Source organism: Variovorax sp. 01N429 (assembly GCF_056399425.1).
Map to the genome: position 1 here is coordinate 130,670 of NZ_JBFTRG010000006.1, position 26,129 is coordinate 156,798.

23 protein-coding genes are annotated in these 26,129 nt (G+C 63.0%); 8 read left to right on the forward strand and 15 right to left on the reverse strand.

The annotated features are described in order from the left end of the window. Positions 1–71: 71 nt before the first annotated feature. Entirely contained in the window at positions 72–2,375 is a 2,304-nt protein-coding gene (locus tag AC1DSF_RS12930) for a glycoside hydrolase family 3 N-terminal domain-containing protein (RefSeq protein ID WP_478123272.1), read from the forward strand. Here AC1DSF_RS12930 and AC1DSF_RS12935 read toward each other — a convergent pair. The 3 genes from AC1DSF_RS12935 to AC1DSF_RS12945 all read right to left on the reverse strand — a co-directional run bounded on the left by AC1DSF_RS12935 (position 2,302) and on the right by AC1DSF_RS12945 (position 6,643). Continuing rightward, a complete protein-coding gene (locus tag AC1DSF_RS12935) occupies positions 2,302–4,344 on the reverse strand; it encodes an acetyl-CoA carboxylase biotin carboxylase subunit (RefSeq protein ID WP_478123273.1) in 2,043 nt (680 codons plus the stop codon). The two genes, AC1DSF_RS12930 and AC1DSF_RS12935, sit on opposite strands and share 74 nt — an antisense overlap. Before the next feature lie 24 nt (positions 4,345–4,368). After that, positions 4,369–5,988, reverse strand: coding sequence for an acyl-CoA carboxylase subunit beta (locus tag AC1DSF_RS12940; RefSeq protein ID WP_478123274.1), 1,620 nt, complete (start codon positions 5,986–5,988; stop codon positions 4,369–4,371). Positions 5,989–6,100: 112 nt separating this feature from the next. Continuing rightward, on the reverse strand, positions 6,101–6,643 hold the full coding sequence (locus tag AC1DSF_RS12945) for a DUF2889 domain-containing protein (protein ID WP_478123275.1): 543 nt from the start codon (positions 6,641–6,643) through the stop codon (positions 6,101–6,103). 168 nt (positions 6,644–6,811) lie between these two features. Here AC1DSF_RS12945 and AC1DSF_RS12950 point away from each other — a divergent pair, with 168 nt between their 5' ends. Further along, entirely contained in the window at positions 6,812–8,632 is a 1,821-nt protein-coding gene (locus AC1DSF_RS12950; RefSeq protein WP_478123276.1) for an acyclic terpene utilization AtuA family protein, read from the forward strand. Between the two features lie 114 nt (positions 8,633–8,746). Here AC1DSF_RS12950 and guaA read toward each other — a convergent pair whose 3' ends face one another. Both guaA and guaB read right to left on the reverse strand, forming a co-directional pair. Then, a complete protein-coding gene (gene guaA / locus AC1DSF_RS12955; protein WP_478182940.1) occupies positions 8,747–10,360 on the reverse strand; it encodes a glutamine-hydrolyzing GMP synthase in 1,614 nt (537 codons plus the stop codon). A 10-nt stretch (positions 10,361–10,370) separates the two neighbouring features. Continuing rightward, complete coding sequence (guaB, locus tag AC1DSF_RS12960) at positions 10,371–11,840, reverse strand: IMP dehydrogenase (RefSeq protein WP_478142997.1); 1,470 nt, start codon at positions 11,838–11,840, stop codon at positions 10,371–10,373. A 172-nt stretch (positions 11,841–12,012) separates the two neighbouring features. On the opposite strand from guaB, the gene AC1DSF_RS12965 reads away from it, so the two are divergent. Beyond that, entirely contained in the window at positions 12,013–12,525 is a 513-nt protein-coding gene (locus AC1DSF_RS12965; RefSeq protein ID WP_478142996.1) for a DUF4124 domain-containing protein, read from the forward strand. Between the two features lie 35 nt (positions 12,526–12,560). Here AC1DSF_RS12965 and AC1DSF_RS12970 read toward each other — a convergent pair whose 3' ends face one another. Both AC1DSF_RS12970 and AC1DSF_RS12975 read right to left on the reverse strand, forming a co-directional pair. Further along, positions 12,561–12,896, reverse strand: a complete 336-nt coding sequence (locus AC1DSF_RS12970; protein WP_478123280.1) for an RnfH family protein — start codon at positions 12,894–12,896, stop codon at positions 12,561–12,563. Then, a complete protein-coding gene (locus AC1DSF_RS12975; RefSeq protein ID WP_478123281.1) occupies positions 12,896–13,342 on the reverse strand; it encodes a type II toxin-antitoxin system RatA family toxin in 447 nt (148 codons plus the stop codon). Before AC1DSF_RS12975 ends, AC1DSF_RS12970 begins: the two co-directional genes overlap by 1 nt. Positions 13,343–13,404: 62 nt before the next feature. Between AC1DSF_RS12975 and smpB the strand changes: the two genes are divergently transcribed. From smpB to AC1DSF_RS13000, 5 genes are all read left to right on the forward strand, one after another. Further along, positions 13,405–13,884, forward strand: coding sequence for an SsrA-binding protein SmpB (gene smpB / locus AC1DSF_RS12980; RefSeq protein ID WP_478102927.1), 480 nt, complete (start codon positions 13,405–13,407; stop codon positions 13,882–13,884). Between the two features lie 10 nt (positions 13,885–13,894). Continuing rightward, positions 13,895–14,494, forward strand: coding sequence for an LbetaH domain-containing protein (locus AC1DSF_RS12985; protein WP_478123282.1), 600 nt, complete (start codon positions 13,895–13,897; stop codon positions 14,492–14,494). 233 nt (positions 14,495–14,727) lie between these two features. After that, the gene (locus AC1DSF_RS12990; protein WP_478123283.1) at positions 14,728–15,234 is read left to right on the forward strand and encodes a sigma-70 family RNA polymerase sigma factor; all 507 of its coding nucleotides are present in this window, start codon (positions 14,728–14,730) and stop codon (positions 15,232–15,234) included. Positions 15,235–15,246: 12 nt separating this feature from the next. Continuing rightward, positions 15,247–15,978: an anti-sigma factor family protein gene (locus AC1DSF_RS12995; RefSeq protein ID WP_478123284.1), complete on the forward strand. Its 732-nt coding sequence runs from the start codon at positions 15,247–15,249 to the stop codon at positions 15,976–15,978. A 45-nt stretch (positions 15,979–16,023) separates the two neighbouring features. Next, a complete protein-coding gene (locus AC1DSF_RS13000) occupies positions 16,024–16,404 on the forward strand; it encodes a COG4315 family predicted lipoprotein (protein ID WP_478123285.1) in 381 nt (126 codons plus the stop codon). A 73-nt stretch (positions 16,405–16,477) separates the two neighbouring features. Here AC1DSF_RS13000 and AC1DSF_RS13005 read toward each other — a convergent pair whose 3' ends face one another. Genes AC1DSF_RS13005 through rimP form a run of 8 tightly spaced genes read right to left on the reverse strand, consistent with a single transcriptional unit; the run spans position 16,478 to position 26,103 of the window. Continuing rightward, positions 16,478–16,912, reverse strand: a complete 435-nt coding sequence (locus tag AC1DSF_RS13005) for a hypothetical protein (protein WP_478123286.1) — start codon at positions 16,910–16,912, stop codon at positions 16,478–16,480. 24 nt (positions 16,913–16,936) lie between these two features. Further along, complete coding sequence (locus tag AC1DSF_RS13010) at positions 16,937–17,860, reverse strand: DMT family transporter (RefSeq protein WP_478123287.1); 924 nt, start codon at positions 17,858–17,860, stop codon at positions 16,937–16,939. Continuing rightward, complete coding sequence (gene typA / locus AC1DSF_RS13015; RefSeq protein ID WP_478182941.1) at positions 17,860–19,692, reverse strand: translational GTPase TypA; 1,833 nt, start codon at positions 19,690–19,692, stop codon at positions 17,860–17,862. The genes AC1DSF_RS13010 and typA overlap by 1 nt, the downstream gene beginning before the upstream one ends. Beyond that, the gene (gene truB / locus AC1DSF_RS13020) at positions 19,689–20,633 is read right to left on the reverse strand and encodes a tRNA pseudouridine(55) synthase TruB (protein WP_478182942.1); all 945 of its coding nucleotides are present in this window, start codon (positions 20,631–20,633) and stop codon (positions 19,689–19,691) included. Before truB ends, typA begins: the two co-directional genes overlap by 4 nt. A 2-nt stretch (positions 20,634–20,635) precedes the next feature. After that, a complete protein-coding gene (gene rbfA, locus AC1DSF_RS13025) occupies positions 20,636–21,007 on the reverse strand; it encodes a 30S ribosome-binding factor RbfA (RefSeq protein WP_478102915.1) in 372 nt (123 codons plus the stop codon). A gap of 21 nt (positions 21,008–21,028) precedes the next feature. Next, positions 21,029–23,953, reverse strand: coding sequence for a translation initiation factor IF-2 (gene infB, locus AC1DSF_RS13030; protein ID WP_478123290.1), 2,925 nt, complete (start codon positions 23,951–23,953; stop codon positions 21,029–21,031). Between the two features lie 24 nt (positions 23,954–23,977). Then, the gene (gene nusA, locus AC1DSF_RS13035) at positions 23,978–25,462 is read right to left on the reverse strand and encodes a transcription termination factor NusA (RefSeq protein ID WP_478123291.1); all 1,485 of its coding nucleotides are present in this window, start codon (positions 25,460–25,462) and stop codon (positions 23,978–23,980) included. Positions 25,463–25,479: 17 nt separating this feature from the next. Continuing rightward, positions 25,480–26,103, reverse strand: coding sequence for a ribosome maturation factor RimP (rimP, locus tag AC1DSF_RS13040; protein WP_478123959.1), 624 nt, complete (start codon positions 26,101–26,103; stop codon positions 25,480–25,482). Positions 26,104–26,129 lie beyond the last annotated feature (26 nt).

A 26,129-nucleotide genomic window follows, 5' to 3' on the forward strand; every position in this document is an offset into this window, starting at 1 on the left:
AAGCGGAGAAAGGAACGCCCGATTGTCCCCGAGCAGCCTCGTTGCGCGCGCCATCCGCGAAAATGGTCGCCATGAGTGTTTGCAGATTTCCGGCAGCGGCCGCCCTCCTCCTCTTTTTCGCGGCTGGCATCACAGGCTGTTCCACCACGGTCCATCAATCGCTTGGCGAAGCGCGCATCGAATCGCTGATCGCCCGCATGACCGTCGAAGAAAAAGTCGGCCAGCTCAGCCTCTACGCGCCCGCCGGCGTGGACATCGTGGCCAACCCGCAAGCCGCAAAACAAAGCGTCGACCAGCAACTGGCCGACATCCGCGCCGGCCGCGTGACGGGTCTCTTCAACGACGAAGGCCTTGAAGGCAAACGGCAAGCGCAGCAAGCGGCCGTCAATGAATCGCGCCTGGGCATTCCGCTGATCTTCGGCGCGGACATCATCCATGGCTTTCGCACCGTGTTTCCGGTCCCGCTGGCCGAATCGGCGAGCTGGGAGCCGGCGCTGGCAGAGCGCACGGCGCGGGCTTCGGCGCAAGAAGCCAGTGCCGATGGCTTCCGATGGACTTTTGCACCGATGGTCGACATCGCGCGCGACGCGCGCTGGGGCCGCGGCGTCGAAGGCGCTGGCGAAGACGTTTACCTCGGCCGCCAGTTCGCGGCATCGCGGGTGCATGGCTTTCAGGGTGCCGATCTGTCGCGCGCGGACTCGATGCTCGCCACGCCCAAGCATTTCGCCGGCTACGGCGCCGCCGAGGGTGGACTGGACTACAACACCGTCGACCTGTCGGACCGAACATTGCGCGAGGTCTATCTGCCGCCTTTTCGGGCGGCCATCGACGCCGGCGCGCTGTCGATCATGAGCGCCTTCAACGAGATCGGCGGCATTCCGTCGAACGCCAATCCATCCTTGCTGACGGGCGTGCTGCGCGACGAATGGCGTTTTCAGGGCTTCGTCGTGTCGGACTACACGGCCGACGAAGAGCTCATCGCGCATGGCTTTGCCGCGGATGGGCGGGAAGCGGCGCGGCGCGCATTCCTCGCCGGCACCGACGTCAGCATGCAGAGCGGCTTGTACATGAAGTACCTCCCGGCGCTCGTGGCGGCGGGCGAGGTGCCGAAGTCGCGGCTGGACGAAGCAGTCCGCCGTGTGCTGCGCGTCAAGACGAAGCTCGGATTGTTCGACCAGCCCTTCCGTGGCCTGGACGACAAACCGACAGGCTCCCGCTTCGACATGGCTGCACATCAGGCGTTGGCGCGCGAAGCGGCGACCCGCTCCATCGTGATGCTCAAGAACGAGGGCGATCTGCTGCCGCTGCCCAAATCCGGCAAGAAGATCGCCTTGATCGGGCCCTTCGCCGGCACGTCGGACCTGTTCGGCCCATGGCGCATTTTTCCGGATCAGGCGCCGCCGGTCGGCATTGAAGATGCACTGCGCAGCCGCCTGTCTTCGCCCGATTCGCTGACGGTGGTGCGAGGTTCGGACGTGGACGCGCCCCTCGAAGGCGGCATTGCCGCGGCAGTGGCAGCGGCCAAGGATGCGGATGTCGTGGTGCTGTCGATTGGTGAAAACGAACAAATGTCCGGCGAATCGCGGTCACGGTCGGACATCGAAATCCCGAAAGCTCAGCAGGATCTCGCGAATGCCGTGGCTGCGACAGGCAAGCCCGTGGTGATCCTCCTGCGCAATGGCCGGGCACTCGCACTCGAGGGCGCTGTGCGGGGCGCCAATGCGATCGTCGTCACCTGGTTCCTGGGCTCCCAGACCGGACCCGCCATCGCTGACGTGCTCTTCGGCGATGCAAATCCGTCCGGCCGCCTGCCCGTGAGCTTTCCGCAGACACCGGGCCAGGTGCCCTACTACTATAGCCACAAGCGCACTGGCCGGCCGCAGCTCGCCAACGCGCCAGCGCAGATGTACAAGGCTCGCTACCTGGATGCCACCAACGACGCGCTCTACCCCTTTGGCTATGGGCTGGGCTATGCGCGAGTGCGCTATGACTCGCTCGAACTCAAATCAGGGCGCATGAATTGGAATGGCAAGCTCGATCTGCGCGCGCGCGTGACGAACACCGGCGCACGCGACGCGGACGAAGTCGTGCAGCTCTACATTGGCGCCCGGGCCGCGAGCGTGACGCGACCTGTGCGCGAACTCAAGGGTTTTCGCAAGGTGCGGATCAAGCCCGGTCAAACGGTCGATGTGGATTTCACTTTGTCTCGCGCCGACTTGATGTTCATCGGTCAGGACCTGAAGCCGACCGTCGAGGCCGGTTCATTCGACTTGTGGGTGGGCCCCTCGGCCACCCAGGGCCTCAAGAGCAGCTTCGCGCTGGCTCCGGACCCGGAATCTCAATCGCAATGGCAGTCACAAGCGGAATCGGATTGATCTCGGCGAGCACGCGGTTGGCTGCCACCTGATCACCGATCGCCACGTGCAGGGCCGCAAGTCTCCCGCTCGCCGGAGCGATATGGACGTGCTCCATCTTCATCGCCTCCAGCGTCACGATCGCCTGGCCGGCCTTGACCTGCTGCCCCGCCTCGGCCGATATCGCCACCACGCGTCCATTCATCGATGCCCGCAGCTTGCCGTCTCCGCCGGCGTCGCCCTGCCGGACCGAGGCAGCGCGCGTCTTGTCTTCGATATGGAACGACAGACCGCGATAGCCGATCAGGAGCGCCGGTCCGTCTCGATGGTAGGCAACACCTTCGACCACGCCATCGCAGATGAAGCGCACGGCCTCATCGCTGAGAGACATGAGTTCGACCTCGTAGCTCTTTTCCGTGAAAGTGACATCGAAGCGCTGTTGAGAGCCGACCAAGCTCGCATTGCAAAGCTTTCCGTCGATCTCGAAGCGCAAAGAATTTGGCACGCTGTGCCACATGCGACGTTCATTCGACGGGGGACGATGCTCCACGCTTGTCTCACAAAGCAGCACGGCAGCAAGCGCAGTGGCGCGCTCGCGCGCGACAGCGTCGATGGCAAGCAATTCTTCAATGTGCTGGCCGATGAAGGCCGTCGTGGCTTGGCCGCTCGCGAATGCCGGATGGGAAATGCAACGCCGCAAAAAGGCCTGGTTGGTCGTCACACCGAGCGCCACCATGTCTTCCAGACCCGACGCAAGCTTGCGTCGCGCCTCATCGCGCGTGCGGCCGTGGCTGATGATCTTCGCGACCATGGAGTCGTAGAACGGCGGTATCTCGACGCCGTCATGCAATGCGTCTTCGACACGCAACCGCTTCGGCGGTTTCCAGAGAGCGACCGTCCCGCTTTGCGGCATGAAGCCTTTGTCGGCGTCTTCCGCGCACAGCCGCACTTCGATGGCATGGCCGTCGAATCGGACTTGCTCTTGCGAAATCGGCAGTGCCTCGCCCGCAGCGATTCGCAGCTGCAATTCCACCAGATCGAGTCCGGTCACGGCCTCGGTCACGGGGTGCTCGACTTGCAGCCGGGTGTTCATCTCCATGAAGTAGAAATTGCCTTCGCGGTCGAGCAGGAATTCAAGCGTGCCTGCGCCTTCGTAGCCTATCGCCTTTACCGCTGCCAGTGCAGCCGCACCCATGCGTTCGCGAAGCTCGGGGTCCACCGCGGGTGACGGCGCTTCTTCGATCAATTTCTGGTGACGGCGCTGCACGGAACAATCGCGTTCGCCAAGATGAATCGCATTGCCGTGGCGGTCCGCAAGAATCTGGATTTCGATGTGGCGCGGCTCGACGATGGCGCGCTCGAGGAGCACATCCGCATTGCCGAAGGCGCTCTGCGCTTCCGATCGCGCGCTGCGCAACAGGCCTGAAAACTCGTCCGCGGACGGGACGAGCCTCATGCCCCGACCTCCCCCGCCCGCCACTGCCTTGATCATCACGGGAAAGCCGATGCGTGCCGCTTCCCGTCCGAGGCAATCTTCGCCCTGACCATCGCCCTGGTAGCCCATGATGCACGGCACGCCGGCTGCCTGCATCAACGCCTTGGCGGCGGCCTTGTTGCCCATCGAAGCGATCACCTCGGCCGATGGGCCGATGAACACCAGCCCTGCATCCTTGCAAGCTTGCGCAAAGTCTTCGTTCTCCGCAAGAAATCCGTAGCCCGGATGCACCGCATCGGCACCCGTGCGTTTCGCGGCTTCGATGATGGAAGGAATGTTCAGGTAGGACTGCGCCGGAAGCGGCTCGCCAATGCAGACGGCCTGGTCGGCCTCTCGCACGTGGCGAGCGAGCCTGTCTGCGGTCGAATAGACCGCCACCGTGCGATAGCCGAGAGCGCGAGCGCTTCGAATCACGCGCAATGCAATTTCGCCTCGATTGGCGATGAGCACCTTGTGGAAAGGCGTGGCGTGCGAAATGGATGCGGGTGCTGTCATGAATGGTCTCAGGACTCAGCCTGCTCAAGGACGGGCCACGGAAAACTGCATCTGTTGCGGCTGGCGCAATTCGGCTTCACGGCAGATTGAAAGCACCGTCGACAGCACGGCCCGCGTATCGCAGGGGTCGATCACGCCATCGTCGAGCACACGCGCGCTGGTCGTGAAGACGCTCATCTGGCTGTCRAAGCGCTCGATGATGCGGCGCTCCAGATCATCCAGCTTTGCCTGGTCGACTTCGCCCTTGCGCTTCATCGCCGCCTCGGTGACGATGACCATCGTCCGCGCTGCCTGCTCGCCGCCCATCACTGCAGTCTTGGCATTCGGCCACGAAAAGCAGAACCGCGGATGAAAGCCGCGCCCGCACATGCCGTAGTTGCCGGCGCCAAAGGAAGCGCCGCAATAGATGGTGATCTGCGGCACCGTCGCGTTGGTCACGGCCTGGATCATCTTCGAGCCGTGCTTGATCATGCCGCCCTCTTCATAGTCCTTGCCCACCATGAAGCCGGTCGTGTTGTTGAGATAGAGGATCGGCGTCTTGGACTGGCAGCAAGCCTGAATGAAGTGGGTTGCCTTCGTCGCGCCGGCCAGATCGATCGGGCCGTTGTTGGTCACGACACCCAATGGAACGCCCTCGATCTTGATGTGACCGACGACCGTAGCGCTGCCGTAGTTCTCGCCGAATTCGAGAAAGTCCGAATCGTCCGCGATGCGCGAAATCACCTGCTTCATGTCGACGGGCCGCTTCGGGTCCATCGGCATGATGCCGAGCAGTTCTTCGGGGTCATGGCGTGGCGGCTTGAAGCGTCGCGGCGGCTCCTGCGGCAAATCGCGGTTCCAGTCGATGTTGGCGAGGATTTCGCGTGCAATGCGGATGGCGTCGCGGTCGTCCTCCGCAAGGTAGTCGCCAAGGCCGGAAATCGAGGTGTGCATCACCGCGCCGCCGAGTTCTTCCTCGGTCGCGATTTCGCCCGTGGCGGCTTTGAGCAACGGCGGCCCGGCCAGAAAAGCCCGCGAACGGTCGCGCACCATCACGATGTAGTCGGACAAGCCTGTCTGGTAGGCGCCTCCCGCCGTCGAAGATCCGTGCGTCACGGTGATCACGGGCAATCCTGCTGCAGACATGCGCGCGAGATTGCGAAACAGGCTTCCGCCGGTGATGAATTCCTCGACCTTGTAGGTCATCAGATTGGCGCCCGCGCTTTCCACGAGTTGAACGTATGGAAGCTTGTTTTCGAGTGCGAGTTCCTGCACGCGCAACTGCTTCGGTATGCCCATCGGCTGCAGCGCACCGGCGTCGATGCCCGAATCCGACGCATTGACCATGACACGCACGCCCGACACCCAGCCGATGCCCGCGATCACGCCGCCGCCCGCGACACTTTTCTCCAGATCGGCGTTGTCCAGCCCCAGGCCCGCGAGCGATGAAATCTCGAGAAACGGCGTGCCCGGGTCGAGCAGAAGGGAGAGCCGTTCGCGTGGCAGCAACTGACCGCGCTTTTCGAAGCGCTCGCGGGACTTCGCCGATGCGGCGATGGTGCGCTGCTCGCAGGCACGCACGCGCTCGATCAGCGCCTTCATGCCCTCGGCATTCGCCTTGAAGGACCCGCTGCCGCACGCAATGGTGGATTCAATGGTGGCCATTCGCCAAGCTTAGGCAACGGCACCTGCCCAGTCTTGTGCGAATTGGCTGCATCAGCTTCAAGCGCGCAAACGGACCCGGAGCTTGGAGATCAATGCCACCCGGCCAGCGCCTTCATCGTGCCGGTCGATACCAGCGCGGATAGAACTGCGCCACGCGCGGCCCGTCCGTCGCCAACGCGTGGCAGCCGTCGAGCTGAAAAGGCTTCTCCGTGTCCGAAACGGCGAGGGTGTTTCCCGCAAGCGTCTGGACCACGCCGGTCGCCATGGTCCGAAGCAATTCCGACATGTGCGTGCAGCCGCGAATGCCCCCGAAGAGCTTGGAGATGTGACGGTTGAATCCAGCGCCCACGCGCACGCCGATCAGATCTGCATAGTGGGGCGCGATGTCGCCGCAGGCGTCCGGAAACGGCGAATCTTCGGTTGCCGCCACGGCGTCGACAATGAGCGCCGAATCGTCGACCGTCAGCCGCAGCCACATCGAGTGGATCGCCTCGCCGCCGGGTCGTTCGCCGCCCGGAAACTTGAAACTCTGATCGCGAACGTCGCGAAGATGGCCTTCGATGTCCCATAGGCCGTCGTTGCGGCGATACCCACGGATAGTGATAGTGCGGCCGTGGGCGGGAAGGCGCTCGGCGGTAGGTGGAGGCAATGACATGGCAAAAACAAGAATAGCGGCGAACCAAGGCCGGGTCATCATGCCGCAGTGCCTCGCTGGGTGTTTTCGCGCCGGGTGCTTGCCCCCACGCAGCGACTTGGCGCAAGCGTCTGCCGCGCTCCTCGCCTAAGCTTGTTCCTTTCGCAGCCATAGAGTCGCTCGCCACCCATGACCGCGTCCACGCCCATGCCCACGTCACCTCCTGTGCAGAAGACTGTTCGCATCGGAGGCGCCTCCGGCTTCTGGGGGGACAGCATGGTGGCTGCGCCCCAACTGGTGAAACTCGGCCGGCTCGACTATCTGGTCTTCGACTATCTCGCCGAGACCACGATGGCGATCCTCGCCGCGGCGCGCGCCAACAAGCCAGAATTGGGCTATGCGACGGATTTCGTCGACATCGCGATGAAGTCGGTGCTGAAGGACGTCAAGCGCCAAGGTATCAAGGTCGTGAGCAACGCCGGCGGCATCAATCCGCACGGCTGCGCGACTGCACTCCAGGCGCTGGCGGAAGCCGAAGGCGTGACGCTGCGCATCGCGGTGATCGAGGGCGACGACGTGAGCGCACGGATGCCGGAGGTGCGCGACGCCGGCACCAAAGACATGTTCACTGATGAATCGCTGCCCGAGAAAGCATTGAGCGCCAATGCCTATTTGGGCGCACTTCCGATCGCCGCCGCGCTGGCAGCCGGTGCCGACGTGGTCATCACCGGGCGCTGCGTCGACAGTGCCGTCACGTTGGGCCCGCTCATGCACGAGTTCGGCTGGCGCGCGGACGACTACAACCTGCTCGCTTCGGGAAGCCTCGCGGGCCACATCATCGAATGCGGCTGCCAGGCAACCGGCGGACTTCACACCGATTGGAAAGACATTCCGGATTGGACCCACATCGGCTATCCCATCGCCGAATGCCATGCCGACGGAAGCTTTGTCGTGACGAAGCCGGAAGGCACCGGCGGCAAGGTGATCCGTGCTTGTGTGGCTGAGCAGTTGCTGTACGAGATTGGTGACCCAGGCGAATACATGCTGCCTGACGTGACTTGCGACTTCCGCGAAGTGACTATCGAGCAGCAAGGCGCCGATCGCGTGTACGTGAGCCCGGCACGCGGCCGTGCACCGTCTCCCCACTACAAAGTGTCGGCCACCCAACTCGATGGCTTCCGCTGCGCCGCAAGCATGGTGATCATCGGTATCGACGCCGAGAAGAAGGCGGTGCGCACCGCTGAATCCATCATCGAAAGAACCAGCGAAATCCTCGTCGACATGGGCTTGCCGCCGTTCACGTCGACGTATATCGAAGTGATCGGTGCCGAGTCGCTCTACGGGCCGCACGCACGCACTCGCCACGTGCGCGAAGTCATGATGCGGGTGGTCGCGAACCATCCCCAGAAGGCGGCGCTGGCCATGTTCGCGCGCGAAATTGCGCCATCGGGCACATCGTGGTCACCCGGCACCACAGGCCCCGGAGGCGGCCGACCGGCGGTGTCGCCGTTGATCAAGCCCTTTGCTTTCTTGCTCGCCAAGAAGGCGGTGCCGGTATCTTTCGTGCTGGACGGTCAGTCGTACTCGGTAACGGTACCGATGAATACGGACGATGTGGGCGCGACTGCCACTTGCGAGCCTCCGCCCTTCGAGGGCGACGGTGGCCAGCAAGTCGAAGTGCGATTGATTGAACTCGCCTGGGCGCGCAGCGGCGACAAGGGCAACCTGTCGAACATCGGGCTCGTGGCGCGCCGGCCCGAATGGTTGCCCCTCATCTGGTGCCGCATCACGCCTGAGGCGGTGAGCGCGTATTTTGCGCATCTGGTGCATGGAAAAATCGAGCGTTTCTATCTGCCGGGCATCGCCGGGATGAACTTGCTGCTCCACGATGCGCTCGACGGCGGCGGCCCTTCATCGATGCGGATGGACCCGCTGGGGAAGGGTATGGCGCAGATGTTGTTGGACATGACTGTGCCCATACCGATCAGTGAGGCTGGCAAGCTGGTCTGAGCACGGTGACATCAGCCTAGTAGACCCAGTCTGTCGCCGCTTGCTCAGTGCAAGGTGCCAGGTCGTAGCTGCGACCGTGGTCAAGCTGGGTATCAACTGTGTCTCGGCTTCGGCTCACTCCCACTCAATCGTCGCGGGCGGCTTGCTGCTCACGTCATAGGTCACGCGATTAATCCCGCGCACCTCATTGATGATCCGCCCCGACACCTTCTTCAACAACGCATAGGGCAGCTCCGCCCAGTCCGCCGTCATGAAGTCGCTGGTTTGCACAGCGCGCAGCGCCACGACGTAGTCGTAGGTGCGGCCGTCGCCCATCACACCCACACTCTTCACCGGCAGGAAGACAGTGAAAGCCTGGCTCGTGAGGTCATACCAGCTCTTGCCGCTGCTCGGGTCCGTGAAATTGCGCAGTTCTTCGATGAAGATCGCGTCGGCGCGGCGCAGCAGGTCTGCGTATTCCTTCTTCACCTCGCCCAGAATCCGCACGCCCAAGCCCGGCCCGGGGAAGGGATGGCGATAGACCATCTCAGGCGGCAGCCCGAGCGCCACCCCAAGCTCGCGCACTTCGTCCTTGAACAGATCGCGCAAAGGTTCCAGCAGCTTCAGTCCCAATTGCTCCGGCAGGCCGCCCACGTTGTGGTGGCTCTTGATCGTCACGGCCTTCTTGCTCTTGGCGTCGCCGGACTCGATCACATCCGGATAGATGGTGCCCTGTGCCAGCCACTTGGCGCCTTTCGCGCCGGCGCTGGTGAGCCTGGCGGCTTCCTGCTTGAAGACGGTGACGAACTCGCCCCCGATGATCTTGCGCTTGGCTTCGGGATCGCTGACGCCCTTCAGCTTGCCCAGGAAGAGCTCACTCGCGTCCACGCGAAGCACCTTGGCGTGCAGTTTGCCGACGAACATGTCCATCACCATGTCGCCTTCGTTCAGCCGCAAGAGGCCATGGTCGACGAAGACGCAGGTGAGCTGGTCGCCGATCGCGCGGTGAATCAGCGCAGCCGCCACTGACGAATCGACGCCGCCTGAAAGCCCGAGGATGACCTCCTCGTCGCCCACCTGCTTGCGGATGGCTTCGACAGCTTCGGCGATGTGATCGCGCATGACCCAGTCGGGCTTGGCGCCGCAGATGCCGAGCACGAAGCGATCGAGGATCGCCTTTCCCTGCTGCGTGTGCGTGACTTCGGGATGGAACTGCAAGGCATAGAAATGCCGATCTTCGTCGGCCATGCCGGCGATCGGGCAGCTTTCAGTCGAAGCCATCAGCCTGAAGCCGGGTGGCAGCTCGGTGACCTTGTCGCCGTGGCTCATCCAGACGTTGAGCATGCCGTGACCCTCGTCGGTCGTGAAGTCAGCGATGTTCTCGAGCAGCTCGGTATGGCCGCGCGCACGAACGGCCGCAAAGCCGAATTCGCGTTTGTGGCCGCCCTCGACCTTGCCACCCAGCTGGTGCGCCATGGTTTGCATGCCGTAGCAGATGCCCAGCACCGGCACGCCGAGCTCAAACACTGCCTGCGGGGCCTTGTCGGTCGTCTCTTCGTAGACGCTGGCGTGGCTGCCCGAAAGAATGATGCCCTTCAGGCTGCCGTCCTTGGCGTAGTCGCGAATCCATTCGTCGGAGACGTCGCATGGATGAACTTCGCTCAGCACGTGGGCCTCGCGCACGCGACGGGCAATCAGCTGAGTGACTTGCGAGCCGAAATCGAGGATCAGGATCTTCTGGTGTTGCATGGCTGACCGATCACTCGGCGCGGTAGTTGGGCGCTTCCTTCGTGATCTGCACGTCGTGTACGTGGCTCTCGCGAATGCCTGCGGTGGTGATTTCGACGAACTCGGCCTTGCTCTTCATTTCCTCGATGGTGGCGCAGCCGCAATAGCCCATGCTCGCGCGCAATCCGCCGGACATCTGATAAACGATGGAGACCATCGAGCCCTTGTAAGGAACGCGTCCCTCGATGCCTTCGGGCACGAGCTTGTCCGCGTTGGGGTTGCCGGTGCTCGACTCCTGGAAGTACCGGTCGGCGCTGCCCTGCTGCATTGCGCCGATCGAGCCCATTCCCCGGTAGCTCTTGTAGCTGCGGCCCTGGAACAACACGATCTCGCCAGGAGCTTCCTCGGTGCCGGCGAACACGCCGCCCATCATGACCGTGCTCGCGCCGGCAGCGATGGCCTTTGCGATGTCGCCCGAATAGCGGATGCCGCCATCGGCGATCAGCGGAATGCCGGTTCCTTGCAGTGCCGTCGCGACGCTGTCCACGGCCATGATCTGCGGCACGCCCACCCCGGCCACGATCCGCGTGGTGCAGATGGACCCTGGGCCGATCCCGACCTTGACCGCATCGGCGCCGGCGTCAGCCAGCGCGCGAGCTGCGTCGCCCGTCGCGATATTGCCGCCGATCACGTCGACCTGCGGATAGTTCTTCTTGACCCAGCGCACGCGCTCGATCACCCCCGCGCTGTGGCCGTGGGCCGTGTCGACGACGATCGCATCGACACCGGCCTTGACGAGCGCTTCGACACGCTCCTCGGTCCCTGCCCCCACGCCGACGGCCGCGCCAACCCGCAAGCGGCCGCTGGCGTCGCGCGCCGCGTTCGGGAAGCTGGTTTGCTTGGTGATGTCCTTGACGGTGATCAGGCCCTTAAGCTCCCAGGAGTCATTGATCACGAGCAGGCGTTCAAGCTTGTACTTGTTGAGCAGCGCCTTGGCGTCGGCAAGCGTGGTGCCGTCGGGCACCGTGATGAGCTTGTCGCGCCGCGTCATGATTTCGCTGACGGGAGCGTCGTACCGGTTCTCGAAGCGCAGATCGCGTCCGGTCACGATGCCGACCACCTTGCCTGCATCGCACACCGGGAATCCGGAAATTCCGAGTTGTTCCGACAGCGCCATAACCTGGCGCACGGTGTGGCTCGGCGTGATCACCACCGGGTCGCGCAGCACGCCCGATTCATAGCGCTTCACCTTCGCGACCTGCGCGGCCTGTTCCGCAGCGGTGAAGTTCTTGTGGACGATGCCGATGCCCCCTTCTTGCGCCATGGCGATCGCGAGGCGAGCCTCCGTCACGGTGTCCATTGCAGCGGAAACCAGGGGGAGATTGAGGGTGATGTTTCGGGAGAGCCGGGTGGCGAGGGAAGTGTCCTTGGGCAGGACCTGGGAGAACGCTGGCACCAGCAACACGTCGTCGAAGGTGAGCGCTTTGCCGAGAAGGCGCATGGGTGAAGCTCCAAAAGACGGATTGTAACGATGGCTCGGCGACCCCGATGACGTGGGGAAATGCGCTTTCCCGCACGCATTGAGGGCAGAAAAGAAGTCGCAAGCGCCATCTATGTTGCTAAAACGCCAGCTTCAAGGTTGCAAAACGTAAGGCAGCGCTAAACTGCCCGCCATGAAATTCGCGCACCTCGTCGTCCTAGGCTCGATCTTCCTTCTGCCAGTGGGTGCCCAGGCCCAATGGCAATGGATCGACAAGGACAACAAGAAGGTCTTCAGCGACCAGCCGCCCCCGATCGACATCCCCGAAAAGAACATCCTTCACAAGCCGAACGTGCCGTCGAAGCGCGCAAATGCGGCTGCGCCGGCAACGCCAGTCGAAGCCCCCGCTGCAAGCGCATCCGTGCCGGCCGCCAGCGCGAAGCCATCGGGCATCGACAAGGATCTTGAAGAAAAAACGCGCAAGGCCGAAGAGGCCGAAAAGGCCAAGCAAGCGGCGGAGATGCAGAGGATTGCGCAGGCCAAGGCTGAAAACTGCAATCGGGCGCGGCAGGGCAAGGCAACGATGGACAGCGGTATCCGCGTGGCGCGGGTCAATGCTCAGGGCGAGCGCGAAATCATGGACGACAGAGCGCGCGCGGCCGAACAACAGCGCCTGCAATCCGTCATTGAATCGGACTGCAAGTAGCGGTTTCTGTTTCTCGTTTCTACGCTTCTACGTTTCTAGTAGCCCGCTTTGCCACCCTTGCGACGGCGAGCAAAGAGGCCTGTTCCGCGTGCGCCCTGCTGCTTGAAGCGCTCGCGCCGCGCGATCTTGGGATCGACGGTCAGCGGACGGCACAGCTCGACGCGATCGAGGTTTGCCAGGACTTGGGTCCATTCCGCTTGCCGGCCCCAGATCCCCGGAGTGGCCGCCTTCCAGTCGAATTGCGGAAACGCGGCGGAAAGGCCGGTTGCAAGCACCGCATCTTCGATCGAGGACCCTTCAGGAACGCTCACAACCTCTTCGAACACCTCGCGCGGAGCGGGCGAACAAACTACCGTGACTTGCAGCGGCATCAGGCGGTGCCGTAGATGTGTTCGGCGCGCTTCACAAAGGCTTCCACGAGGTTGGAGGCAATCTTGTCGAACACGGGTCCCACCAAAGCCTGCAGCGCAAAGTTGTTGAAGCCATAGCTGAGGTTGAGTTCGACGCGGCATGCGCGCTCGCCCTCTTCGCCGACAGGTGTGAATTTCCAGACGCCGTCGAGATTGGAGAATGGCCCGTCCACGAGTTTCAGATGCACTTCCCGGCCCGGCACGTGAGTGTTGCGGGTCGTGAAGTTTTGGTGAAATCCACTGAACGCGAGGCCAACCTGGGCAGTCATGCCGAACTCGTCCTGCTCCATGACTTTCGAGCGATCGCACCACGGTAGAAACTCCGGATACTTCGCGACGTCGGTGACCAGGGCGTACATCTCGTCGGCGCTGTACCAGATCAGAACGGACTTGTGGACTGTTTTCATAGAATCGGCACAGCGTGCGCGACGGATTGTATTGAAGCCATGCAGACCTCACTTGATTCACCATGGCCACCAAGAAAAAGCAAGACACATCTTCCCGCATCGCGGACAACAAGAAAGCTGCCTACAACTACTTCTTCGAGGAGCGCTTCGAAGCAGGAATGGTGCTCGAAGGATGGGAAGTCAAGTCGCTGCGCGAAGGCAAGGTGCAATTGACCGACGGCTATGTCGTGATTCGCGATGGCGAACTCTTCGTGATCGGCTGCCAGATCAATCCCCTGCGCTCGGCTTCGACGCACGTCACGCCCGACTCGGTCCGTACCAAGAAGCTCCTGTTGCACAAGGAACAGATCCGCCGCCTGATTGGCAAAGTCGAGCAAAAGGGCTATACGCTTGTGCCGCTCAACCTCCACTGGAAAGCCGGCAAGGTGAAATGTGAAATCGCACTGGCCAAAGGCAAGGCCGAACATGACAAGCGCGACACCATCAAGGACCGCGAAGGCAAACGCGAGGTCGAACGCGCCATGAAGAGCCGAAGCCGCTGAAGGAACCCGCATGGCGATCCAACCCCTCGATGCTTCGCGTGTCAATCCGCTTGAAGGCGGCCCGAGCTTTTCACTGGGCAACCGGATATCGCGCGCCATCTGGAATCTGACTTGGGCAGTGCTTGCATCGTGGACGCCGCCGCAGATGCGCTTCTGGCGGCGCTTTTTGCTGAAGCTCTTTGGCGCCCGGTTGGGCGAACTCTCCGACGTGCGGGGCAGCGCGCGGGTCTGGTACCCCCCTCACCTGCATCTTGCGGACCGCGCGCTCCTGGCTGAACGGGTGACTTGCTACAACATGGCTCCCATTTCGCTCGGCGTTGGAGCGCTGGTCTCGCAAGGCGCACATCTTTGCGCCGGCAGCCATGACATCACTTCGGAAAATTTTCAGCTGACGGCCCAGCCGATCACCATCGGCGCGCGGGCTTGGATTGCAGCCGAAGCCTTCGTCGGACCCGGTGTGGAGGTGGGTGAAGGCGCGGTCCTGGGGGCTCGCAGCGTTGCATTCCGGTCGTTGGATCCATGGACCGTCTATGGCGGAAATCCGGCCAAGGCGATCAAACGGCGCGTCATGCGCGACGGCACTGGCGGCGATCCTGGCGGCACCCCCTGATCTCGTTCATTTATTTTGAGGCGGTTGGAATAAACACGACCGCGGCGGCGTTCATGAGGCAATCGACCACGATCGGTTGAGTCGCCTCCAGGAAACATTCCATGCCGCCAATCAATTTGCCGCTTGCTGTGCTGGTTGCCTACGTCACGCTGATGAGCGGCTACCTGGCTGTCCAGAGTCCGGACCGTGTGGCTCCGATCTGCCGCGCGATTCAGCACTGAACGCCTGTCGTCATGGATTCCAGCGCCATCGTCGAACAGATCCCGAGCCTGCGTCGATATGCGCGTGCGCTAACCGGCGACGGCTGGGCGGCCGACGACCTGGTGCAGGACACGCTCGAGCGCGCTTGCAGCAAGTGGCGCTTGTGGATTGTCGGAACCGACTTGCGCGCCTGGCTCTTCACGATCATGCATAACGTATTCGCGAGCCAGATCCGACGCGCACCGCCTCGCGCTTCGGTCGATGTCGACGAGCTTGTTCACGAATTGCGCGGCGCTGAGTCGCACCGCGACCAGGCCCTCGATCTCCAGCGTTGTCTGCTGTTGCTTCCGGAGGACCAGCGCGCTGTGCTTCTGCTCGTGGCGCTCGAAGATCTTTCCTATGCGCAGGTGGCCAAAGTGCTTGGCGTTCCGGTCGGCACCGTCATGTCGCGCCTTTCACGCGCACGCAGTCGCCTGCAGGATCTGATGGATGGGACGTCGACACCAGCCAATCGCCCGGGCCTGCGCCGCCTCAAGTAACCGGCCATTGCCATGAAAACGCCTACTCCGCCCGTCGACGATGATCTGCACGCCTGGGAAGCTCAGCGCGAAGCGTTGCGCCAGTTGCATCGCGAGGTTCTCGACGAACCGGTGCCGCCGGCCTTGCTGGCAGCGGCCGGCCTTGCTGCCCGGCATCACGCCCGTCAGAACCGCTGGATGCAATGGGGCGGGATGGCCGCCGGGATCGCCCTCGCCTTTGCCGCGGGTTGGCTGGCCAACAATCAATGGACATCGCCGACCGGCGCGCCGTTGGCTCGGGGGCCGGCGACGCGGGAATTCGTCCACGCGGCCGCTGTGGCTCATGCTGTCTACACGCCCGAAAAACGTCACCCAGTCGAAGTGGCCGCTGCGGACCAGCAGCACCTCGCGCAATGGCTTTCGAAGCGCCTGGATCGGCCCATCAAGGTACCGGATCTGTCGGCAGAGGGCTATACGCTCGTGGGTGGACGCCTGTTGCCGGGCAACGAAGGCGCGCGAGCGCAGTTCATGTTCGAACGAGCCACGGGGGAGCGAATCACGCTCTACATCGGCAGTCTCGCCACCTCATCCAAGGCCGCGCGCTCGGACGAGACTGCATTCCGATATTCGGCGGATGGTCCGGTGCCCAGCTTCTACTGGATCGACCATGGGTTTGGCTACGCGCTGACCGGACCGCTGTCTCACGATGCATTGCTCGGTATCGCCACGGTGGTCTACCAGCAATTGGAAAAGGCCGGCGGATAGACTGTCCACTCGAACTCGTTTTTTTTAACCGAAGGAGAAAACTCTATGAAACTGCTCAGCGCCTCGATCCTCGCCGTTGCCCTGCTCGCCGGATGCGGGAGCATGTCGCCGGCACCGGACACGCCGACACGCACTGCCGACGGAGTGCTGATCGGCCCGACCGGCATGACGCTGTACACCTTCGACCGAGATGCCGTCGGGAGCGGCAAATCCGCCTGCAACGGCCCATGCGCCACAGCCTGGCCGCCGCTCCCCGTCGCAGAAAATGCCAAGCCGATCGGCCCCTACACGATCATCGTGCGCGATGACGGCAAGAAGCAGTGGGCCTACAAGGGCGCGCCGCTGTACTACTGGTCCAAGGACACGAAGGCTGGAGACAAGACGGGCGACGGTTTCAACAAAGTCTGGAAAGTGGCTCGCCCGTAATCCGAGCGACCCAATAGAAAAAGCCGGCCTGAAGCGCCGGCTTTTTTGCTTTTCGATTCAGGCCGCAGCGCGATCAGCAGCGGCCCTTCTTTGCTTGACCCGGTGGGCAGTGATACGCGTCATCGTAGCGGTCGTGATCATGACCACGATCGTGTTCGTGATCATGGTGCCCGTGGTCACGGTCCTTCTTGTACTTGACGGGTTTCCAGTTCGGCTCGACCCAGCGCCATCCACCATCCGCACGCACCCAGCGGCCCGGCGCATAGTCGTAGTCGGCGCGTGCCGGTTGCCAATACCCCTGGTGCCACGCGTAGGCATTCTCGCGATACTGCCAATTGCCAGGCACCCAGATATACCCCGCACGTGGCGGCGGCAGGGGCTCCATGCGGGGCGGCGGCGGCGCGACTGCCACGAGTCCCGGAATGTTGATGTTGATGGAAACCTGCGCCGACGCGCAGAACGGCACGGCGACGAGGGCGCAAGAAAGAAGAGTTGCTGAAAAGCGCATCTGTAGTGAGGTCCTTTGAAAGTTTCAGGAAGTCCCGGGCAGCGTGGCCGCGGGCACGCGACGCTCGCGCATGCCAAGAAGTTCATTGAACACGAGCGCGCCAATGACCAGGACACCGCCTGCAAGCACGCTCGACTCTGGCTCTTCTCCGGCGCCGACCCATGCAAGCGCGATACCGAAGATCACCTCCAGGAGGCCCAGAAGCGAGACCTCCGGTGCCTTCAGGACACGCGCGCAAAGCACGGAAAGGACGCACGGAATCGCAAGCTGAAAGAGCCCAAGGAAGGCCAGAAGCCCGAGGTCGTGCGCGTTGGCCTTCAATGGCCACGCCAGCGGTAACGTGACGAGGACGGAAATCATGGCTCCGATCAGCACGGCCGGAACGAGATCGACATCGTGGCCCTTCGCGTGAGCATGCTGAACCACCGTCCAGTTGCACGCTGCGGCAAGCGGAACGCCTAGCGCCACCAGTGTGCCGAGCAGCGAACCCTCTCCGACCTGCGCTCCGTACATCCATCCGATGCCGATGCCGCCCAGGACGATGGCGCCCCAGGTGCGCGCTGCGAGTTTGTGGCCGATGAAAATCCGCGCGCCCAGCGCCGTCAGCAGGGGCCCAAGCGCCATGGTGACCAGAACGTTGGCAACACTCGTCAAGGTGAGCGCGACCATGAAGGCCGTGAACATCACGCTCCAGCAGACGCCGGAGATCCACAGTTCATGCCCCGCGTGCCGAATCCGCGTGAAAACCGCCCTGCCCCTCCAAAGCGGAAGGATCACGAGCAGAGAAACCACCGTGAAGAAGCTTCTCCAGAACGTCACCTCGAAGCTGCGCGCGTGCTCGAGGTGGCGGGTGACGACTCCCGCCGTGGCCCACATGAGGGTCACCACGACCATCAGACAGGCTGCGCGGCCGTGCGTCAGTCCACGACGTCCGCCGGCGGAATGCATCAGGCGCTCTCGCGGGAAGCGCGCTTGCGCTCGTGTTCCTTGAGGTAGCGCTTGCGCAGCCGCACGCTCTTGGGCGTGATTTCGACGAGCTCGTCGTCCTCGATGAATTCCACGCCGTATTCGAGCGTGAGTTCGATCGGCGGCGTGATCTTGATCGCATCTTCCTTGCCGGACACGCGGAAGTTCGTCAGCTGCTTGGTGCGCGTGGCATTGACCACCAGATCGTTGTCTCGGCTGTGGATGCCGACGATCATGCCTTCGTAGACGGGGTCGTTCGCACGCACGAACATGCGGCCGCGGTCGTCCAGCTTGCCCAAGGCGTAGGTGAAGATCTCGCCGTCATCCATCGAAATCAATACGCCGTTCTTGCGGCTGCCGATCTCGCCCTTGTGTGGCTCATAGCTGTCGAAGATGTTCGAGATCAGGCCCGATCCACGCGTCAGATTCAGGAACTCGTTGGTGAAACCGATCAAGCCTCGCGCCGGAATGCGGTATTCGAGGCGCACGCGGCCGCGACCGTCCGGCTCCATGTTGACGAGTTCGCCTTTGCGCTCGCCCAGCGCTTGCATCACGCCGCCCTGGTGCTGCTCTTCGATGTCGGCGGTCACCAGTTCGATCGGCTCGTGCCGCTCGCCATCGATGTCCCGGAACACCACGCGCGGCTTCGACACTGCCATTTCGTAGCCTTCGCGACGCATGTTTTCCAGCAGGATCGTCAGGTGCAGTTCGCCGCGGCCCATGACTTCGAAGACACCTTCTTCGTCCGTTTCCTTGACGCGCAGGGCCACGTTGTGTTGCAACTCTTTCTGCAGGCGGTCCCAGATCTGGCGACTGGTGACGAACTTGCCTTCGCGGCCGGCGAGCGGGCTCGTGTTGACGCAGAAGTTCATCGTCAGGGTCGGCTCATCGACCTTGAGCATCGGGAGTGGCATCGGATTGACGGGATCGGTCACCGTCACGCCGATTCCGATATCGGCAATGCCGTTGATCAGAACGATTTCACCTGGACCTGCCTCTGCGGCCTGGACGCGCTCCAGACCCTGGAAGGTCAGCACCTGATTGACGCGGCCCTTGACGGCCTTGCCGTCCGGTCCTTCCATCACGACGACATCCATCATCGGTTTGATGGTGCCGGCGTTGATGCGGCCAACGCCGATCCGGCCCACAAAAGTCGAGAAGTCGATGGCCGAAATCTGGAGCTGCAGTGGCGCTTCGGGGTCGCCATCGTGCGCAGGTACGTGCTTGAGGATGGTGTCGAACAACGCCGACATGTCGGGGCCCCACTGTTCACCGTGCTCGCCCTCTTCCAGCGACGACCAGCCGTTGATGCCGGACGCATAGACGACAGGGAAGTCGAGTTGTTCGTCGGTGGCGCCGAGCTTGTCGAACAGGTCGAAGGCGGCGTTGACCACGTGGTCGGGGCGTGCGCCGGGCTTGTCGACCTTGTTCACCACCAGAATGGGCTTCAGGCCGAGAGCCAAAGCCTTTTTGGTCACGAAGCGCGTCTGTGGCATCGGGCCTTCTTGAGCGTCGATCAACAGCACGACGCCGTCCACCATGCTCAGCGCACGTTCGACTTCACCGCCGAAGTCGGCGTGGCCTGGGGTGTCGACGATGTTGATGTGCATACCCTTCCACGTCACGGCACAGTTCTTGGCGAGGATCGTGATACCCCGCTCTTTTTCGATGGCGTTGTTGTCCATCACTGTGTCGACCACTTTCTCGTGCTCGGCAAAGGTGCCGGACTGGCGCAGCAATTGGTCGACCATGGTGGTCTTGCCATGGTCCACGTGGGCGATGATGGCGATGTTGCGGATCTGGTTGGTGCTCATGGTGTCGCTTCGGTCAAAAGTGTCTGCTGGATTTCGATGGGGTTCAGCAAGCGCCCCGGGATCAGTTCGCCGGCCGCGACATGGGCAGTGCCCAGGAAGGCGTGCGGCTCGCGGCCAAATACGGCCACCTGCGATGCGTCGGGCCAAATCCCGCGACGGCGCAGGCCCGACAGGAACCGCGCCGCATCTTCCGGCCCGAGCGTGACCGTCGTATGGCCGGTCACCAGCGATTCAGCCGGCAGAAGTTGCGCTAGACGCTCTTCTTCGCCCATGGCTTCGAACGCTTCGAGGGTCACGCACTGCGAGATGTCGAAGCCGCCTGTCGCGATTCGGCGCAGGAAAGTCAGATGTGCGCCGCAGCCGAGCGCTTCGCCGATGTCTTCGCCGAGCACCCGAATGTAGGTGCCCTTGCTGACCGCAGCGCGGATGTGAATGGTGTCGGCCGTGTCGGCCTTCAGCGTGAGTTCATGAACCACGACATTGCGAACCGCGCGTTCGACCTCGATGCCCTCGCGCGCGTATTCGTAGAGCGCCTTGCCGTCCTTCTTCAGGGCGCTGTGCATCGGCGGCACCTGGGCGATCGGCCCGGTGAACTTCGCTTCGGCCCGCGCAAGATCGTCCGCCGTGACGGACACCGGCCGTTCGGCCACGACTTCGCCCTCGGCATCTCCCGTGGAGGTCTTTATGCCGAGCCTGGCGCGAGCTTCATAGGTCTTGTCGGCTTCGAGATGAAGTTGACTGAACTTCGTGGCGGCGCCAAAGCACAGCGGCAACACACCCGTCGCGAGCGGATCGAGCGTGCCGGTGTGTCCCGCTTTTTCAGCGCGCAGCAACCATTTGGCCTTCTGCAAGGCCTGATTGCTGGAGAGACCCAGCGGCTTGTCGAGCAACAACACCCCATGCACAGGGCGCCGCTGCACCCGTGTGCGTGGCGCGTTCATCGTCAATCGTCTTTCGAGCGCGACGCGACCGCCTGGGCGATCAGCGCATTCATGTCCGCGGCGCGTTCGGTCGTGCGATCGAACTGGAAGTGGAGGGTCGGAACCGTGTGGATGTGCAGGCGCTTGAACAAGCCATTGCGCAGGAAGCCCGCAGCCTGGTTCAAGGCCTCGGTCGTCTCGACCGGATCGCCCACGAGAAGGCTGAAGAAAACCTTCGCGTGCGCGTAGTCCGGCGTGACCTCGACGGCCTGGATCGTCACCATGCCGACGCGCGGGTCCTTCAACTCGCGCGCGATCAGCTCGGTCAGATCGCGCTGGATCTGATCGGCCACCTTGAAGGCGCGGTTGGGGGTAGCGGTCTTTCTTTTGGGCATGGCCGAGGTCGATCCAGGTGCTTACAGCGTCCGGGCGATTTCCTTGATCTCGAAGAACTCCAGCTGATCACCTTCCTTGATGTCGTTGTAGTTCTTGAGCTTGATACCGCACTCGAAGCCTTCGCGGACTTCGCGGACGTCGTCCTTCAGGCGCTTGATCGAGTCGACTTCGCCAGTGTAGATCACCACGTTGTCGCGCAGCAGGCGGAAATGTGCCGTGCGGTTGACCGACCCGGAGGTGACCATACAACCCGCGACCGTGCCGATCTTGGATGCCACGAACACGGTACGGATCTCGGCGGAGCCGATGATCTCTTCGCGGCGCTCGGGCGCCAACATGCCGGCCATCGCCGTCTTCAACTCGTCCACAGCGTCATAGATGATGCTGTAGTAGTGAATGCCGACGTTGTTGCCTTCGGCGAGCTTGCGCGCACCTGCGTCGGCACGCACGTTGAAGCCGATGACCATCGCCTTCGAAGCGATCGCAAGATTGATGTCCGACTCGCTGATGCCGCCGACTGCCGCGTACACCACCTGCACCTTGACCTCTTCGTTCGAGAGCTTGAGCAGCGATTGGGCCAGGGCTTCCTGCGAACCCTGCACGTCGGCCTTGATGATGATCGGCACCATCTTGACTTCGCCCGCGGTCAGGTCGGAGAACATGTTCTCCATCTTGGCCGCCTGCATCTTTGCCAGCTTGGTGTTGCGGAACTTGCCCGCACGGTATGTCGCGATTTCGCGCGCACGGCGTTCGTCGCCCATCACCATGAACTCGTCGCCAGCTTGCGGGACTTCGGTCAGGCCCTGGATCTCGACCGGGATGGACGGGCCAGCCGTCTTGATGGTCTTGCCATCTTCATCGATCATGGCGCGCACGCGGCCGTAGGTCGAACCGGCCAGCACCACGTCCCCGGTCTTGAGGGTGCCGGACTGAACCAGCACCGTAGCGACCGGTCCGCGGCCCTTGTCGAGTTGCGCCTCGATCACGAGACCCTTGGCAGCAGCATCCACCGGCGCCTTGAGTTCCAGCACTTCGGCCTGCAACAGAACCTGCTCCAGGAGATCGTCCACGCCCTGCCCGGTCTTCGCGGACACGGGTACGAACGGCGTATCGCCGCCGTATTCTTCGGGCACGACTTCTTCCGCAACCAGCTCTTGCTTGACGCGGTCGAGGTTGGCATCGGGCTTGTCGATCTTGTTGATCGCCACCACGATCGGCACCTTCGCAGCCTTGGCGTGCTTGATGGCTTCCTTGGTCTGCGGCATGACGCCGTCGTCCGCGGCAACCACCAGGATCACGATGTCGGTCGCTTGCGCGCCGCGGGCACGCATGGCAGTAAACGCCTCGTGGCCCGGGGTATCGAGGAAGGACACCATGCCACGAGCGGTCTGCACGTGATAGGCGCCGATGTGCTGGGTGATGCCGCCGGCTTCGCCCGCGGCGACCTTGGCGCGGCGGATGTAGTCCAGCAGCGACGTCTTGCCGTGGTCAACGTGACCCATCACGGTCACGACCGGTGCGCGAGGCAAGGCTTCGGCCTGCTGCGCCGACACGTCCTCATCGGTGAAGGCTTCGGGATCGTCCAGTGCGGCGACGACCGCGCTGTGGCCCATTTCCTCCACGATGATCATCGCGGTGTCCTGGTCTAGCGACTGGTTGATGGTCGCCATCTGGCCTAGCTTCATCAATTGCTTGATGACTTCCGAGGCCTTGACCGCCATCTTGTGCGCGAGCTCCGACACCGTGATGGTTTCGGGAACATGGACTTCGATCACGCGAGCCTCGACCGGTGCCGCGGGTGCGCGCTCCTCTTGCCCGTTGCGGTCGTTGCCCCGACGACCACGAGGGCCTCCGCGCCAATTGCCGCGACCGACGCCGCCGCTCGCATCGCCGCGGGTCTTGATTTCCTTCTTCTTGGCGGTGTCACCGGCCCAGCTCGACGAGAGCTTGGCGGATTTCACTTCCTTACCAGCACCGGCACCCGCTGCGGGCGCGGCAGCTCCGGGCGCTCCTGGCGCGCCGGCACGTGCTGCGGGCGCCGTCGGTTTATGCAACGTACCCTTCACGCCACCCTTGGCGGCGTCGGGGGCGGGCTTTTCAGGAGCCTTGTGCGGCACCAGCACCCGAGCCGGCGCGTTCATCATGGCGCGGATGGCTTCGGCCTCGGCGAGCGCCTTGCGACGGCGTTCGTCCAGATCCCTGGCGCGAGCGGCTTCCTCGTCCGCGCGCGCTTTCGACTCGGCAGCGGCCTTTGCCTTGGCGTCGTCCTTGGCTTGCGCGGCTGCCGCCTCGGCAGCAGCCTTGCGGTCAGTGGCGGCAGGCGTTTCTTCCGGAGCCTCCGGAGCGCCTTCAGTCACTGTCGCCGCCGCAGCGGCTTCGGCCGCCTTCTTCTTGGCGGCTGCCTTGGCTTCCTGCTCGGCTCGTTCGGCTTGTTCGGCCTGCGCACGCTCACGCGCCTCGGCTTCTTCACGCAAGCGACGCTTTTCGACCAGCTCTTCTTCCTGGCGCCGGATCAGTTCGGCCTGGCGACGGGCTTCCTCCTCACGGCGGGTGAGTTCGGCTTCGTCGATCTGAGGGGCAGCGGCAGGTGCGGCGACGGGCGCTTCGGCCTGCGGCGCAGCATCGGCAGTCGCCGGATGGCCTTCATCGCGCTGGATGAAAGTGCGCTTCTTTCGCACTTCGACCTGGATCGTGCGGGCACGTCCGGTCGCATCCGCCTGCTTGATCTCGCTGGTCGACTTCTTCGTCAGCGTGATCTTCTTGCGTTCGGGCTCGACCGTGCCGTGGCTGGCCTTCAGGAAGCCGAGCAATCGCTGCTTGTCCGCCTCAGTGAGGGCGTCGGTCGGCGCCTGCTTGGGCACCCCGGCGCTCTTGAGCTGGTCAAGCAAGGTTTCGGGAGTCTTCTTGAGTTCGTTCGCGAACTCGGCGACAGTGGTACTGGACATATTGGTTTCGTGCCTCCATGACCATCACTCTTGGCCGGCGAACCAATGTTCGCGGGCTTTCAAGATGAGGTTCTTGGCGTCATCGGCGCTCTGGCCGGTGATCTCGGTGAGTTCATCGACCGCAAGGTCGGCGAGGTCGTCGCGGGTATGTACACCCGCCTCGGCCAACTTCGGAATAAGTGCCGGATCCAGCCCGGCAAGGTCGCGCAGATCCTGCGAAACGCCCTCCACATTCTCTTCGCGGGCGATTTCCATGGTCAACAGCGCATCCTTGGCGCGCGACCGCAATTCGTTGATCGTATCTTCGTCGAAGCTTTCGATCTCGAGCAATTCGGAAATCGGGACATAAGCGACTTCTTCCAGGCTGGTGAAGCCTTCGGAAATCAGGATGTCGGCGATTTCCTCGTCCACATCCAGCTTTTCCATGAAAAGCTTGCGGCTGGCATCGGTTTCGGTCGCCTGCTTCTGGGCCGACTCGTTGGCATCCATGATGTTGATCTTCCAGCCGGTCAGGTCGGAAGCCAGACGCACGTTCTGCCCGCCACGGCCGATCGCGATTGCGAGGTTTTCCTCGTCGACCACAACGTCCATTGCATGCTTCTCTTCGTCGACCACGATGGAGCTGACGTTCGCAGGTGCGAGGGCACCGATCACGAATTGAGCCGGGTCTTCGCTCCAGAGCACGATGTCGACGCGCTCGCCGGCGAGTTCGTTCGTCACGGCATTGACGCGCGTGCCGCGCACACCGACGCAGGTGCCGATCGGATCGACGCGCTTGTCGTGCGAAAGCACAGCGATCTTGGCCCGTGAACCCGGGTCCCGGGCACAGCTCTTGATTTCGAGCAAGCCCTGTTCAATTTCGGGGACTTCCTGGCGGAAGAGCTCGATCATGAATGCCGGCGCTGCACGAGACAGGATGATTGGTGCGCCACGCAGGGTCAGGTCGACTTCCATGATCATGGCGCGTACGCGATCACCATTGCGGAGGTTTTCCTTGGCGATCATCTCGCTGCGGCGGAGGCGCCCTTCGACCCGGCCGGCCTCGACGATGATGTCGCCCTTGTCCAGCCGCTTGACGGTGCCAGTGAAGATCTTCTCGCCACGCGACATGAAGTCGTTGAGCAGCATTTCGCGCTCGGCGTCTCGGATCTTTTGAAGAATGACCTGCTTGGCAGCCATCGCGCCGATACGGCCGATCGGCACCGAATCGACGGCCTCTTCGATGTATTCGTCGACCTCGATGTCCGGCATCTCTTCCTTGGCTTCGAAGAGCAGGATTTCCTGGTCGGGCAATTGCAGGCCGGCCTCATCGGGAACGACGTGCCAACGACGGAAGGTCTCGTAGTCGCCGCTGTCGCGGTCCACGGCGACGCGAATGTCCACATCGCCCTGATAGAGCTTCTTGGTAGCTTGCGCCAAGGCGGACTCGACCGCACCGAAGACGACGTCGCGCTCGACGTTCTTCTCGCGCGAGATCGCATCCACCAACATCAACATTTCGCGATTCATGCCACCACTCTCCTCGTTCAGTCCGACACTACCGTGCCAGGTTTGGGCCTGCGCCCCTTGAAATCCACTATCGGGGCGAGCCGCGCCTCACGCAACTCGTCCAAGGCAAAACCCAGCGCCTGCATCGGAGCAGGCGCGCGCTTTTTGCTGATCTTCTGGCCAGGCTTTGGCACCGAGCGGCCTTCGGGCTCCTGGCTCCAGACGATCTGCCAGCCCTGCGAACCGTCGGCCATCGCAACCCGCTCCAACGTGCCCCGAAATTTCTTGCGATTGGCCGCCACTTGGCCGCTTGCCGCCGCACCCATCGGTGCCTTGAGCGTGATGTCGACGACTTCGCCCACAAAACGCTCGAAATCCTGCTCATTGCGTAACGGGCGGTCGATGCCTGGAGATGACACTTCGAGCCGCTTGTATTCGGCGCCATCGACTTCGAGTGCGAACTGCAACTGTCGCGTGACCTTTTCGCAATCCTCGACCGTCAGGACGGGCTCCGGCACCCCAGGCGCCACAGCGACAGAATTTGGGCCATTCCACGGCAAATCAATCGTGACGCGCAGCAATCCCCCGGCCGACCGCTCGATCTCGACCAGGTCGTAGCCGAGTCCGGCCACGGTTTGTTCCACTGTCTGCTGCAATGCCACGTGTCTGTTTGCGCCCTTGATGTGCC

Coding starts and splice junctions, on each gene's coding strand:
- AC1DSF_RS12930 (WP_478123272.1), top strand. CDS start 72: ATGAGTGTTTGCAGATTTCCGGCAGCGGCCGCCCTCCTCCTCTTTTTC.
- nusA (WP_478123291.1), bottom strand. CDS start 25,462: ATGAATCGCGAAATGTTGATGTTGGTGGATGCGATCTCGCGCGAGAAG.
- AC1DSF_RS13000 (WP_478123285.1), top strand. CDS start 16,024: ATGAAACTGCTCAGCGCCTCGATCCTCGCCGTTGCCCTGCTCGCCGGA.
- AC1DSF_RS12990 (WP_478123283.1), top strand. CDS start 14,728: ATGGATTCCAGCGCCATCGTCGAACAGATCCCGAGCCTGCGTCGATAT.
- rbfA (WP_478102915.1), bottom strand. CDS start 21,007: ATGCCCAAAAGAAAGACCGCTACCCCCAACCGCGCCTTCAAGGTGGCC.
- typA (WP_478182941.1), bottom strand. CDS start 19,692: ATGAGCACCAACCAGATCCGCAACATCGCCATCATCGCCCACGTGGAC.
- AC1DSF_RS12935 (WP_478123273.1), bottom strand. CDS start 4,344: ATGACAGCACCCGCATCCATTTCGCACGCCACGCCTTTCCACAAGGTG.
- truB (WP_478182942.1), bottom strand. CDS start 20,633: ATGAACGCGCCACGCACACGGGTGCAGCGGCGCCCTGTGCATGGGGTG.
- AC1DSF_RS12950 (WP_478123276.1), top strand. CDS start 6,812: ATGACCGCGTCCACGCCCATGCCCACGTCACCTCCTGTGCAGAAGACT.
- smpB (WP_478102927.1), top strand. CDS start 13,405: ATGGCCACCAAGAAAAAGCAAGACACATCTTCCCGCATCGCGGACAAC.
- AC1DSF_RS12975 (WP_478123281.1), bottom strand. CDS start 13,342: ATGAAAACAGTCCACAAGTCCGTTCTGATCTGGTACAGCGCCGACGAG.
- guaA (WP_478182940.1), bottom strand. CDS start 10,360: ATGCAACACCAGAAGATCCTGATCCTCGATTTCGGCTCGCAAGTCACT.
- AC1DSF_RS12970 (WP_478123280.1), bottom strand. CDS start 12,896: ATGCCGCTGCAAGTCACGGTAGTTTGTTCGCCCGCTCCGCGCGAGGTG.
- AC1DSF_RS12985 (WP_478123282.1), top strand. CDS start 13,895: ATGGCGATCCAACCCCTCGATGCTTCGCGTGTCAATCCGCTTGAAGGC.
- AC1DSF_RS12965 (WP_478142996.1), top strand. CDS start 12,013: ATGAAATTCGCGCACCTCGTCGTCCTAGGCTCGATCTTCCTTCTGCCA.
- AC1DSF_RS12945 (WP_478123275.1), bottom strand. CDS start 6,643: ATGTCATTGCCTCCACCTACCGCCGAGCGCCTTCCCGCCCACGGCCGC.
- AC1DSF_RS12995 (WP_478123284.1), top strand. CDS start 15,247: ATGAAAACGCCTACTCCGCCCGTCGACGATGATCTGCACGCCTGGGAA.
- infB (WP_478123290.1), bottom strand. CDS start 23,953: ATGTCCAGTACCACTGTCGCCGAGTTCGCGAACGAACTCAAGAAGACT.
- guaB (WP_478142997.1), bottom strand. CDS start 11,840: ATGCGCCTTCTCGGCAAAGCGCTCACCTTCGACGACGTGTTGCTGGTG.
- AC1DSF_RS13010 (WP_478123287.1), bottom strand. CDS start 17,860: ATGCATTCCGCCGGCGGACGTCGTGGACTGACGCACGGCCGCGCAGCC.
- AC1DSF_RS13005 (WP_478123286.1), bottom strand. CDS start 16,912: ATGCGCTTTTCAGCAACTCTTCTTTCTTGCGCCCTCGTCGCCGTGCCG.